The 12,252-nt window shown below is 49.0% G+C and carries 13 protein-coding genes; 7 read left to right on the top strand and 6 right to left on the bottom strand.

Annotation, left to right across the window (positions count from 1 at the left end; all coding sequences use genetic code 11):
* Positions 1–344 precede the first annotated feature (344 nt).
* Together ACSTTG_RS13590 and ACSTTG_RS13585 are read left to right on the top strand one after the other, a co-directional pair.
* Complete coding sequence (locus tag ACSTTG_RS13590) at positions 345–1,826, top strand: FMN-binding glutamate synthase family protein (RefSeq protein ID WP_438459483.1); 1,482 nt, start codon at positions 345–347, stop codon at positions 1,824–1,826.
* An 81-nt stretch (positions 1,827–1,907) separates the two neighbouring features.
* Positions 1,908–2,486 (top strand): dioxygenase family protein, encoded by a 579-nt coding sequence (locus ACSTTG_RS13585; protein ID WP_438475191.1) that lies wholly within the window; start codon positions 1,908–1,910, stop codon positions 2,484–2,486.
* Between the two features lie 57 nt (positions 2,487–2,543).
* Here ACSTTG_RS13585 and ACSTTG_RS13580 read toward each other — a convergent pair whose 3' ends face one another.
* Together ACSTTG_RS13580 and ACSTTG_RS13575 are read right to left on the bottom strand one after the other, a co-directional pair.
* The gene (locus tag ACSTTG_RS13580; RefSeq protein ID WP_438475190.1) at positions 2,544–4,094 is read right to left on the bottom strand and encodes a glutamate synthase-related protein; all 1,551 of its coding nucleotides are present in this window, start codon (positions 4,092–4,094) and stop codon (positions 2,544–2,546) included.
* 301 nt (positions 4,095–4,395) lie between these two features.
* Positions 4,396–5,064: a YiaD family glycine zipper/OmpA-like lipoprotein gene (locus ACSTTG_RS13575; RefSeq protein WP_438475189.1), complete on the bottom strand. Its 669-nt coding sequence runs from the start codon at positions 5,062–5,064 to the stop codon at positions 4,396–4,398.
* A 355-nt stretch (positions 5,065–5,419) separates the two neighbouring features.
* On the opposite strand from ACSTTG_RS13575, the gene ACSTTG_RS13570 reads away from it, so the two are divergent.
* Entirely contained in the window at positions 5,420–5,779 is a 360-nt protein-coding gene (locus ACSTTG_RS13570) for an antibiotic biosynthesis monooxygenase family protein (RefSeq protein ID WP_438459487.1), read from the top strand.
* 185 nt (positions 5,780–5,964) lie between these two features.
* A complete protein-coding gene (locus ACSTTG_RS13565; RefSeq protein ID WP_438475188.1) occupies positions 5,965–6,201 on the top strand; it encodes a hypothetical protein in 237 nt (78 codons plus the stop codon).
* A gap of 92 nt (positions 6,202–6,293) precedes the next feature.
* Here ACSTTG_RS13565 and ACSTTG_RS13560 read toward each other — a convergent pair whose 3' ends face one another.
* Positions 6,294–7,148 carry an SDR family oxidoreductase gene (locus tag ACSTTG_RS13560; RefSeq protein ID WP_438475187.1) on the bottom strand — a complete coding sequence of 285 codons (855 nt, stop codon included), beginning with the start codon at positions 7,146–7,148 and terminating at the stop codon, positions 6,294–6,296.
* Between the two features lie 122 nt (positions 7,149–7,270).
* Between ACSTTG_RS13560 and ACSTTG_RS13555 the strand changes: the two genes are divergently transcribed.
* The gene (locus tag ACSTTG_RS13555; protein ID WP_438475186.1) at positions 7,271–8,182 is read left to right on the top strand and encodes a LysR family transcriptional regulator; all 912 of its coding nucleotides are present in this window, start codon (positions 7,271–7,273) and stop codon (positions 8,180–8,182) included.
* Positions 8,183–8,204: 22 nt separating this feature from the next.
* Here ACSTTG_RS13555 and ACSTTG_RS13550 read toward each other — a convergent pair whose 3' ends face one another.
* Positions 8,205–8,762, bottom strand: a complete 558-nt coding sequence (locus ACSTTG_RS13550) for a nuclear transport factor 2 family protein (protein ID WP_438475185.1) — start codon at positions 8,760–8,762, stop codon at positions 8,205–8,207.
* Positions 8,763–8,801: 39 nt separating this feature from the next.
* The gene (locus tag ACSTTG_RS13545) at positions 8,802–9,761 is read right to left on the bottom strand and encodes an alpha/beta hydrolase (RefSeq protein ID WP_438475184.1); all 960 of its coding nucleotides are present in this window, start codon (positions 9,759–9,761) and stop codon (positions 8,802–8,804) included.
* A gap of 153 nt (positions 9,762–9,914) precedes the next feature.
* Between ACSTTG_RS13545 and ACSTTG_RS13540 the strand changes: the two genes are divergently transcribed.
* A complete protein-coding gene (locus tag ACSTTG_RS13540) occupies positions 9,915–10,823 on the top strand; it encodes a helix-turn-helix transcriptional regulator (protein ID WP_438459493.1) in 909 nt (302 codons plus the stop codon).
* Between the two features lie 383 nt (positions 10,824–11,206).
* Positions 11,207–11,641, top strand: a complete 435-nt coding sequence (locus ACSTTG_RS13535; RefSeq protein ID WP_438459494.1) for a DUF3429 domain-containing protein — start codon at positions 11,207–11,209, stop codon at positions 11,639–11,641.
* Positions 11,642–11,661: 20 nt separating this feature from the next.
* Here ACSTTG_RS13535 and ACSTTG_RS13530 read toward each other — a convergent pair whose 3' ends face one another.
* The gene (locus ACSTTG_RS13530) at positions 11,662–12,060 is read right to left on the bottom strand and encodes a hypothetical protein (protein ID WP_438475183.1); all 399 of its coding nucleotides are present in this window, start codon (positions 12,058–12,060) and stop codon (positions 11,662–11,664) included.
* Between the last annotated feature and the right edge of the window lie 192 nt (positions 12,061–12,252).

Raw genomic sequence — 12,252 nt, 5'->3', positions numbered from 1 at the left:
GCGGAAGGTGGACGGGTGTCGGGCTCAGGATTATTCGATGGCTTCTGGCTATTAGAAGCACAACCACTAGCAAACAATATGAGACAAAAGAGAGCCAATCTCCTAATTACCCCCAAGTAGGTATTTTGCGCCTTGAACCTCTTCATCACTGCCCCCTGTCGAAAATCCACTAAGCTTCTAATTTAACAAAGTCACCAAGAGACTTTGCTTACTAAAAGCGTAGCCGCAGTTCGCTCACTGACCAATTGCCGCTGAAAGATTTCAAACTATTTTAGGGTCTTTCGGGTTAGGTAAATGAACGATTACACAGAACAACTGATAGATGCGGTATAGGAGGGGTTACTATGGGTGGTGCACTACTAAGCAGTCTTGAGTTTTTGTCTAGCCTGTTGCTGTTTGTGATTGGCATTGGTCTTCTCGCACTTGTGGTCATGTACTTTATCGACAAGCGTCAAACTAAGCACACAATCAGACGTAATTATCCGGTGATTGGTCGCTTTCGTTATTTCTTCGAAAAACAAGGTGAGTTTTTTCGTCAATATTTTTTTGCCATGGATCGCGAAGAGATGCCCTTTAATCGCGCCGAGCGCAGCTGGGTTTATAAAGCTGCCAAGGATGTTGACCGGACCATCGCGTTTGGCTCCACCCGCAATCTCGAGCAAAGCGGCACCGTGATGTTTCTTAATTGCCCGTTTCCCACTCTGGAGGAAGATGCCGTTGACCCCGATGAGCAAGTCATTGGTCAAGGCTGCCGCATACCTTATGCGACCAAATCGCTGTTTAACATTTCCGGCATGAGTTACGGCGCGATTTCAAGGCCCGCGGTATTAGCCCTCTCCCACGGCGCAAAAATCGCTGGATGCTGGATGAACACTGGTGAGGGTGGCTTAAGCCCTTATCACCTGGAGGGAGGCGCAGACATTGTGTTTCAGATCGGCACCGCGAAATATGGAGTGCGTGATAGCGATGGTAATCTTGACGATGACAAGTTGCGCGAGGTCGCCGCGCACGAGCAGGTAAAAATGTTTGAAATTAAGATGAGCCAAGGCGCTAAACCGGGCAAAGGCGGCATGTTGCCTGGGCGTAAGGTCACCGCCGAGATTGCTAAAATCCGCGGTATCCCAGAAGGTAGCGACTCGATTAGCCCCAATGGGCACCGGGAAATACGCTCAGTGGGTGATCTGCTGGATATGATTGCGCGGGTTAGAGAGGTAACGGGCAAGCCAGTTGGATTTAAGTGTGTGGTTGGCTCATCGAGTTGGATTTCCGAGCTGTTTGCTGAGATCAATCTCCGCGGCAGTGATAGTGCACCAGATTTTATCACCATTGACAGCTGTGATGGTGGTACCGGTGCGGCGCCACAACCTTTGATGGACTACATGGGACTGCCGCTCAAGGAGAGCTTGCCTTTGGTCGCCTCACTGCGCGAAAAGTTTGGCCTTAGTGAGCGAATTAAACTGATTGCGTCGGGCAAGCTGATCACACCTTCTAAGGTCGCTTGGGCATTGGCGCTGGGCGCTGACTTTATTACCTCGGCGCGCGGGCATATGTTCGCCCTTGGCTGCATTCAGGCCTTGCAATGCAACAAAGACACCTGCCCGACGGGGATCACCACCCACAACCCTCGCCTGCAAGAGGGGCTTAACGTCGAGGACAAAAAGCAGCGCGTTGCCAACTATAATAAATACATCCATTACGGCTTAGGGGTGATCGCCCACTCATGTGGTGTGAGTGATATTCGCCAGATCACCAAAGAGCACGTGCGGATTGTCAAAGACAATGGATTATCGGTTTCGCTTGATGAGATGTATTCACACTTACGCTAGGTGCGTGAGCTGATCACCGGACGAGTTAAGTGCTGATTACACTGAGACTGGCATGAGCAACACTGGCTAAGGAGAGCAAATATGCAACGCAGACATTTTATCCTCATCCCCTCAATTGCCTTGATGTGGCCCTTTAGCCTTCGCGCGGCACGCTCGGTAACCCCTAGTCAGGCTGAGGGGCCTTTCTACCCTGTGGTTGATATCCCTCTTCAATCCAACCTCATTGTTGATAAGCAGCACATTCTTGGACAAGTACTTGAACTTAACGGTGACGTGGTTGATAACCAAGGTCAACCCATGTCAGGCATTCGCATCGAGATCTGGCAATGCGATGCCCAAGGGTTCTATCAACACCCACGCCAGGCCAATGTGGCGCGCTTTGATCCCGCCTTTCGCGGTTTTGGCGCAGTACTAACCGATTCCAATGGGCGATTTCACTTCACCACTATCTATCCCGTTCCGTATAATCGTCGCCCACCCCACATCCACGTCAAGCTCTGGCAAGACAACACCGAGCTTCTGACTACCCAGCTGTATCTCAAAGGCAATACGGGCAATGAATGGTGGGGAGGCTCTGAGCGAGCGCTGTTACAAATCGCGCCGGTCGAGAGACCCGAAGGTCATCTCGACGCTCAATTTAGCTTTGTGATTACTGCCTAGTTACCTAGCTACCTAGCTACCTAGCTACCTAGCTAACTAGTTTAGGCAATGTGTTATTTAATCCAGTGACTTAACGCCAGCGTAGCGCACTCCGGACAGGTAAGCCATATCACGATGCCAAGTGGCGAGGTCGTGGTGATTAAACTGACTAAGGTGAGTATGACCGCATGCTCGGGCCATCACTTGCATTAGCTCGACCGAGGCATTAAAGAAGTTGGCCAGCTGCTGTGAAGATTTCTCGACGTTTAGCCTTTGACGTAAATCAGCCTTTTGCGTTGCGATGCCTGCCGGGCAGTTATTGGTATTACACATGCGCGCCGCCACACAGCCTATCGATTGCATCGCGCTGTTAGAAATAGCGACGCCATCTGCGCCGAGTGCCATAGCCTTGATAAAATCTGTTGGCACACGCAGGCCTCCGGTTATGATTAGCGTCACCTCGCCGCTGACGCCTTGCTTATCGAGATAAGCACGCGCCCGAGCCAGTGCTGGTATGGTTGGTACGCTAATGTGATCACGAAACATCACAGGCGCTGCCCCCGTGCCGCCCCCACGTCCATCTAATATGATGTAATCGGCGCTGGCATCTAGGGCGAATTGAATGTCCTCTTCAATGTGGTTGGCACTAAGTTTAAAGCCAATTGGGATCCCGCCAGTCACTTCACGAACGCGATCGGCAAAGGCACGAAAATCTTTTGCGCTGTGTAAGTCTTTGAACGTAGGTGGTGAAATGGCGGCTGTCCCCTCGGCAATGCCTCTCACCTCGGCGATTTTGCCAATGTTTTTATTACCTGGTAAATGACCACCCGTCCCGGTTTTCGCCCCCTGCCCGCCTTTGAAATGGAAGGCTTGCACTTGCTTGAGCTTACTCTCGTGATAACCAAAACCCGCACTAGCAAGCTCATAGAAATAACGCGAGTTAGCCGCTTGCTCTTCAGGCAACATCCCGCCTTCACCCGAACAGATCCCGGTGCCTGCGAGTTCAGCGCCTTTGGCAAGCGCGGTCTTGGCTTCCTCAGACAGTGAACCAAAGCTCATGTCTGACACCAGCAGTGGTATATCAAGCTTGAGTGGCTTCTTGGCCTTAGGGCCGATGATCAGCTCAGTCGCAACCGGGACCTCTTCTTGCAGTGGCTGCTTAGCCATTTGCGCCACCATGATCTGCAGATCATCCCAGTGTGGCAGTAGGTGTCGCGGCACCCCCATTGAGGTCATGGGGCCATGATGTCCAAGTTTAGACAGCCCCTCTCTGGCCAGTTGATGGATAAATTCAACCGTTGGCTCCTCAACGGTGGCCGTCGCTGCTGGTGCTTGGTCAGCCGCAGCTTGAATTTGTACGCCGGGGCCTTCGCTTCCCACCTGTTGGTCAGAAAACTGCTTATGTGAGCCATCGCAGAAAGGGGAATTCAAGGTGTGCTTACAGCGACATAGATACTCATCCCCGCTTTCTTCAGCCACGCAGCGCTGTGGCTTAAAGTCGCTCCCTGCATGGGAGCCATCACAAAAAGGCTGGTTTTTAGAACGGCCACAGGTACAAAAGTAATACTCCTGATCCTTGGTCAACTCGACTTTAATCGGTTTATTGTCGGCTATCACTGGCTTGCTCATCGCGTCCTCCCTTAGGGTACAAATGCTCTCTAAAGGGTAGGAAAAGAATCCCTGCTTGTCGTCGCCATGTCTTTGAAAGGCATTGAAGTATGCACACTTGTGACCTGATCCCTTCTAATTAGAGTACTGGGCAAGTGTCAGTATGAGCGTCGGATAAAAAATTGCCCTTAACGCTGCTGTAAGCGCTATCAAATCAAGCTAGACGGTAGATAGGAAAGAGAATTAAAGCAGAGAATAGGTGTGCGAAAAGCCGATATTCTGAGGGGCAGTGAGGCCAATCAGGCCTCACTGCCTACGTCAATTAATTGGCTGGGAAAATATTGATTTCCACTCGGCGGTTACAGCGACGACCTTGCTCGGTGTTGTTGTCGCAGACAGGGCTTGTCTCGCCCATCCCTTGTGTATTTAGTCGCGTTGAAGCCACTTTTTGTGCACTGAGATAAGCGCGGACTGAGTCTGCACGCTGCTGAGACAGCTGTTGGTTGTAACTTGCACTACCTGTGCTGTCGGTATGGCCTTCAATCAGCAAAACGGTATCTGGATACTCGACTAGGATACGTGCAACGCCATTTAGACTGTTGTAGATCGTAGGATCAAGCGCGTAGGAGTTGGTTTCAAAGCCAATGCCATTTTCCATCACTAGCATTAGTTGGTCCTCGCCAACACGTTTGACTTGAACACCTGAGTTAACTAGCTCTTGGCGCAGGGCCGCCTCTTGTTTGTCAAAGTAGTTGCCAACACCGGCACCCACAACACCCCCTGCAGCAGCACCAATCAGGGCACGCTTACGACGCTCTTTTGAGCTATCGCCAGTGATCATACCAATCACAGCGCCGGAGGTTGCACCAATGATCGCGCCTTTGGTCGTTGAGTTGGTTTCCATTTCACCTGTGGTGGCATTTTGACGTTGTGTCGCCTGACAACCAACCAACATGAGCGCGGCTATCCCTAGGGTCATTGTTTTTTTCATTCAATCCTCACTGCGTATTGCTTATAAATGCGTAAAGCTTATAAATTTGTATATGATTGGGACACTTGGCGTCAATGTGGCCTGTAAGGTATGTCGCACAATCCGTGGCTATACCTTAGCGCAACAACTTAAATTGTTGTTAGAAGTTGGTAAAAAACGCAGTGGATTGCACTCGATTGAGGAAATTTCACACGATTTTAGCAACCTTGAGCAGTGATAATGTCGCGTTGCGCCTTGAGGATGAGACACAACTGAATTTAAACCTGCGATACCTACACTACTTGCTTTCTAAGCACGCGCGCGCTACTAATTCGGCTATATTTGAGACATTTCTTTTGAAGCCAGGGAAGCGCTTATGCGAATCACAACCAAGCTACTTCTGCCCCTCTTGATGCTCTCCCTTTGTACCTTGAGTGCCAACGTAGCGGCAAACGTGATTGAAGTGATCACTTTCTATCTACAGGAGGATGTCAATTTTGATGAGTTTCGCCCGTTGGACAAAGCGGTAGAGACCGATCACGTCGCTAAGCAGCCTGGTTTTTTGGCGCGAGAAACGGCTATCGCGGAGGATGGTCAATGGCTGACAATCGTCTATTGGGAATCGCTAGAGGATGCCGAGGCCTCAGCACAGAGCTTTATGGAAGCGGCAGCAGCAGAGCCTTTCCTAGAGCATATTGATACCGATACCATGACGAGTCAGTATTACTCTAAATAACGCTGCGTCGATTACCCTGCCCGCTAATTCTAACGGTTTTACCCTTCTATTACTTTACCTGTACATCCTCTTGCTGCTTAGAGTTAAACATGACTACGATCATGTTTCTGTTAGCAGGTTTCAATGTAGAATCAATAAAAATAACAAAAATTTAAAGCAAAGTTTGCAGCAAGGAAGAGCGTGGCATGATTACAGTAGAGATGATTAACTCAGCAATCACCAAGGTTGAGCGGGTTAACAATATAGAACTGAGTAAACTCAAGGATGTGGTCAACGATCGACCAGAGGTCTTAGTAACAACATTTAACGCAATGGTCAAAGTTGACTCGATTGACGACAGGTACGCACAAATAGCCAACCAAGCACCGCAACTGCTTGACCACGCCCACCACCTACTTGAAGCATCGATTATTTTGCAATAACTCATTTTGAGCACTAGGTGAACACCAGCCGACAGGAAGTACCCCATCGGCTATGTGACTCTTTTGGGTGCTGGATTCTTCTGTTCCGTCAACTAGATAAGTCGAGCAAACTCGTCAGCAAACGCCTCAAACCGACGAGCAGGACGACCCAGCACAACCTCAACGTCATTGGTGACATAAGCATAATGCCCTTGTGCGAACCAATCTAAAATTTCACCCAACTGCTCGGCTAACCAGTCATTCAATCCCGCGGCTTTCATACCATCAATCGCAGCCTGTCTGCTTACGGCGATATATTCGATCGGCTTGCCCGCCGCCAACGAAAGGATGTTTGCCTGCTCCGCAAAGGTCAATGGCTCGGGGCCAGACAATTGATAGGTTTTATTGCGGTGCTGTGGCTGAGTGAGGGAAGCAACCACCACGCCTGCGACATCACGAATATCCACCACACTCTGCTTTGCATTGCCCATTGGTAGATAGAACTGACCGGTAGCTTTAATACTCTCAAGGCTACCAAACAGGTTTTGATAAAATGAGTTGGGTTGAACTAGCGTGTAATCGACGCCCGAGGCTTTGACCATCTCATCGGTCAGCGCATGGGTGCGGATGATATGTGAGCCTGCATCTGTGGTGGCCCCCATACCAGACAGCTTTACCAGGTGCTGCGCACCACTGGCTTTCATCGCACTGAGTACATTTTCCACCCACAGTGCATTGTCCTGGTGGATAGCCATCGATAAGTAAATCGATTCAACCCCTTCCATGGCAGCAATCAGCGAGTTTACGTCATCATAATTACCAAACCGCACTTGCTGTTGCGATAGTCCAAGCGCCTTTGCGCCTGCCTGATTACGGATCATTACTTTAAAATCTGCACCCAGTGCACCGAGCTGTTTAACGACTTCAGAGCCAGTGTTACCTGTTGCGCCAAGCACTAAAATTGTCATGATTTACCTTCCGATTTTGCTGACTTGTTTGTGGTGTTGTCACTATAGGTCATCCCAAATAGATTGATTAGATAGCATTATTGGGCTTTACTATCCCATATACAGGATAATCGTGAATCATTATGCGCCAAGTCGAAGGTCTATCATTATTTGCTAAGGTGGTTGAGCTTAAGAGCTTTTCCGAAGCAGCACGCCAACTCAACCTCCCTACCACCACCGTCAGTAGGCACATTCAGCAGCTTGAGCAGGCACTTGGTGGTCGCTTGCTCAATCGCACGACGCGGGCTCTTGCACTAACTGAATTGGGAGAGCGCGTTCTACCAAAAGCCATGCTGATCAATGAAATCCTGCGTGAAGTGGAACATGAAGCAGAACAAGCATCGAGCGTGCCTACTGGGCATTTGCATATTTCAGCGCCGCGCGCGTTAAGCCAGAGTGTCATTGCCCCTCTGATCAGTGAGTTTCACCATCAATACCCAACCATCAGTGTAGAGCTTGATACCACCAATCGAATTCAAGAGCTGACCAAGACCAAGGTTGATTTTGCTTTTCGCGTCGGAGTGTTGCCTGACTCGTCACTGCGTGCTCTGCTGCTAGCTGAAGTCGACTTTGAGTTGGTTGCCGGCCCACAATGGGTGGCAAACAATAAGCCCTTGAAGCATCCTGGTCAACTCGCGCAGCACAATACGATTCGTAACCAAATTGATGGCTATATTCTTCCATGGCAGTTTTCGCGTGAAGGGGAAGAATTTCTGTATCAAGGAGAGCACAAATTGATCTCTGACGATTTGTCGGTATCTTTGGTCTATGCGCAGCAAAATGTTGGGGTTGCTTATCTGCCCATCAACTTGGTCAAGCCCTCATTGCAAGATGGTCGACTGGTGCCGCTATTGTCTGATTGGAGCAAACCCGCGACTCCGCTGCATCTGCTCTACCCACAACGCTCTGATATGCCGTTAAAGTCGAAGTGCTTTATTGATTTTGTTCGCCAACATCGCGAGCGGTTTGCCGCCCAACTCACCAAAGGCGAATAGCGCGGCATATACCTAGGGTCTGTCAGTCATCAGTCGTGACAGGCAACAAGAGGGATTGACGCTGGCTATGGTTCTGCCTTGCACGATTAGGCGCCAGCTCAAGGATAGTGCGCGTTCCTGACTCCTCTGAAACGCTCAACACAATTGAGGTGATTTGCCATCCTTGCGCAGTGTTCACTAGTCCAAAATCATACGTCCCCTTGATCTGCCAGAATTGTTCGTCCAACCAGTGGGTAGCGGTGACATCCACCAACACTTTGGCATTGTGGGTGTCCAGTTTGACCTTCATATCCCCCAATTGATGATAGGTGGTATCGAACCCAGGTAAAAAACCGGCCCACTGCACCATCAAGGCTTCGCGGCTTACCTGTGTCACTTCACCCGCAAATAGGGAGGTATAATCGAGCACGACTGTAGGGGTGAACAAGCGCCCTAGGTATTCGAATGCACCTTGGTCGGCTAGGCTCGAAAAACTGTGTATAACACTGGATACCTCGGCTGTATCACGACTTATGGTTTGGGCAGAGATTGGCATCGTCATCACTCCGAATGTCAGTAAAATTGCTAGTAGCCGTTTCATTGCTTACTCCTATATGAGAAGCACCTATAAGAAAGGCTCCTACAAGGATGTCGCAAAATGAGCGCTCACGGCATCGACAGCTCGCCCGACCGCATCAGGATGATCATAAAAATCAAACTGGGTAATGTCGTCAAACCAAACTGAAGTGACATTGTCACCTGAGCTTTGTAGGTAGCGCTCAGCGCCTGCTGGCAGCGCCATCGCAGGTGAAGCCACCATCAGTACAGGCTTATCTTGACTGGGTGCACCAGACAAAGCGTCATAATTCAACCACCCTGTCCAAGAGGCGATGTTAAATTGATTATCATATTGTGGGATCAAACCGCGATCAGGCTCAGTGTAGTATGGGGCTTGGTACATCAGAGCCTGCTCGTTGGTTAGGCTCGCCGCTTCAATGTAGCTCGGCTGGGGAGCTTGCTCTGCTTGCTGGGCAGCAGCCAAGAGACCTGCGGCGGCCTCTTTTCCACCATAGATCTCGCTTGCCATCGCCTTATCGTGTAACCAAGGGGCCACCACAGCTACCGAGCGGATACTATCGTTACCACTGACTGCATCGAGCATATAGCCCGCTGACGCGCAAATACCAAGCCCAGCGATACGGCGACCATCCACTTGCGGTAAAGAACTGACGGCTTCAATAACGGCTTTGATATCGGCGGTTTTGCGCGCGGGATCTTCGAGATATTTGATTTCATCGTCAGAGCTGCCCCACCCGCGAAAATCAAACGTCACCGCCGCATAACCCTTTTCGCTGAGCGCTTGAGCATAAGTCGCTGGCATCTGCTCTTTCACCGTCGTCCATGCGCCCGTCACAATCACCACCGGCGGGTTATCGACCCCTTGTGGTAAATACAGATTAGCAGCGAGTTGGCCCACTTGGGTATTAAGCTGGATATGTTGCATAATATTGATCTCCTCGTTATTCAGGCTTTGGCTCGCTTGTGTATTGGCAGTCAATACCAAACAGGCTAAGGCGAGTGTTTTGCTAGGCTGATACATAACCCCTCCGAGCTTGGCTATGGATTTACTAAAACTAAGGTTAGATTAGCCAACAAGGGGGAAAAGAAATTGCACATTCGTGCTTGAGGTTTTGCACTATATTGCAATCACTGCTTGGTGAATTGATACCAAATGAATGTTGAGGACGATAGGATGCGCTCAGAACTGAAATTTTATCAATACGACAGCCGTCAACCCTCAAATTGTGGAGAGGTCTTGGAGATCGACTTTTCCGCTCACCAGCTAAACTGGGACGGAGTGGTGTTAGAAAAAGGCCAATCACCGCACTTTTATCCGAACAATGTTTATACGCCATACTTCTACTTCGCACTCGCGCTTGAGCACGAGTTGAAATGGCAGATTGAAACTCAAGACGGCGCGACCGACCTGAAAACCAATCCCGGCAATATCTGGATTAATCCACCTGAAACGCCATTTACTCATCATATCTCAGAGCCCTGTTACTTTGTGATCTTGGCGATTGAAAAGCAAATCCTGTTATCTCACTGCCCACTCAACATTGAGAGCATGGAACTGCAGTTTCTCACCAACTACAACGTCGTCGATGAAACAATCAAGGCCATCATCGAGCTGTTCTTGCTCGAAGCGAAAAACCTCGGCCGCAATGGTAAGGTCTATCTCGATCACCTGCTATCCCTGATCGCCAACCATTACGTCATCAACTATTCCAACTACCATGATTTATTAGACAGTCAGAATAGCCACTCTAAGTTCGATGACAATCAACTCAACAAAGTCGACCACTATATTGAGCACAATATTGATCAGCACATTGCCATTGACGATCTGGCCGAGTTACTCGGGTGCAGCAAATTCTACTTCCTGCGCGAGTTTAAAAAATTACTTGGTGTTACTCCCTACCAATACTTGCTAACCAAACGCCTCACAAAAGCCAAAGCCATGCTCGCCACCCCCAAAGCCAATATCGCCATGACAGCCATGCAACTAGGCTTCAATGACCAATCCCACTTCACCCGCGCTTTCAAAGCACAGTTCGGCCTCACCCCCGGTCAATACATAAAACAGACCTCGAAGTTCTAGTTAATTGGACACCCATAACTTAGTTAATTGGACACCCATATAGGTAACTATTCGGACTGATAGTTAATTGGACAGCCATAACTGACATAGTCAATTTGAATCAATTTGGACAGTCATGATAACGCTAGATTGGGCTACCGCAATCTGAGTTAATTTGGACACTCATATGAGAGCTGGCTAGTTTGGACGCTCATATAAGTGACTATTCAGACAGTCATAGTTGGGATTAACTATTCGGACAGTCATAACTGACTAATCAGACAGTCATGTATCAATCAAGGAATACCAAATTAGCGATGATTTCATTAACTCAGCTATGCTTAATACTCTCAGGTAAACAACTTCGAACTGATCGCCCAATTGCAGATAACGTAGGACAGATTATGAAAACGCTCCTCGGATACATGGGTCTCGTCCCCTTTTTGCTCCTACCGATAGTGATTTTGGTTTCACACGGCGCGGCTTCACTCGCCTATTTGTACACCTTTTTTATCTACAGCGGCGCTATAGCGATTTTTATGGCTGGTGCCAATTGGGGTCGCGTTGTCACGCTAGAAACTGAGCACAAGTCCGTACTACTCATGTCTAACCTCGTCACACTCTTTGTTATTGCCTTGAGTATTTTCAGCCCTCACAATCCCGTGCTGGTGTTGATTGGGCTCATTGTTGCGCATATTGCAAATCTGGTGTGTGAACCGAAACTTGACCAAGAGGCCTATATGAAAATGCGTTACCTACTCACCACAGGGGTCGTTCTTTCCCATTGTGTGGTCGTGTTTGCGCTTTGGTTAACACACACTCGAGCACTACCTCACTAATTCTTCGGCCACATAGACGGTTAAACTTTTGCTAAAATCCTCTCACCACACACTACTGCCAGTTGCAGTACCAAATGGTCACGAAGACGGAAGTCGTAAATGAGGCCAATGTTTTCCATTGCAAAACGGGCTTTCGAATGGCGCTGATCACCAAAAACGACGTGAACACCAAGCTCATTGGCCATAGAGCAAACTCGCTCGTGCCTAGTCTCTTTACTCACAGCTACACCGATTATGTAAGGACGTAACCTTCCACCTACGACGCCAGCTTTAGCCGGAAGAATGACCAGGCACGCAGGGGAGTCTTGTGTAAGGGCTAACTTTTCACTGATCAAGCTAAACTGGTGTTGTACCGCATTGGGCAAAGTCGAGAAGCTCGCCTCACTGCAAAATATGTCTTCGTATTGAGCTATATTCATCGGTTAACATTCCACTTGAAGGTATTTAACCAATAAATAATACGGCCTGAAAATAAATTTACGGTGAAGATTAGATGTCGCTTTATTGACCAGGCTTAGCTAATAACAATGTATGCAACACAAGTCGGACCACAACCAACAATTTGTGGCTATCGGACGCCAGTGAGCTATCAGACAACGCTCCATGCCCTC

The sequence above is a fragment of the Vibrio glycogenivorans genome (assembly GCF_051660965.1).
Lineage (GTDB): Bacteria > Pseudomonadota > Gammaproteobacteria > Enterobacterales > Vibrionaceae > Vibrio.
The sequence above is the reverse complement of the archived record's forward strand: the minus strand, read 5'-3'. Positions and strand labels throughout refer to the sequence as shown.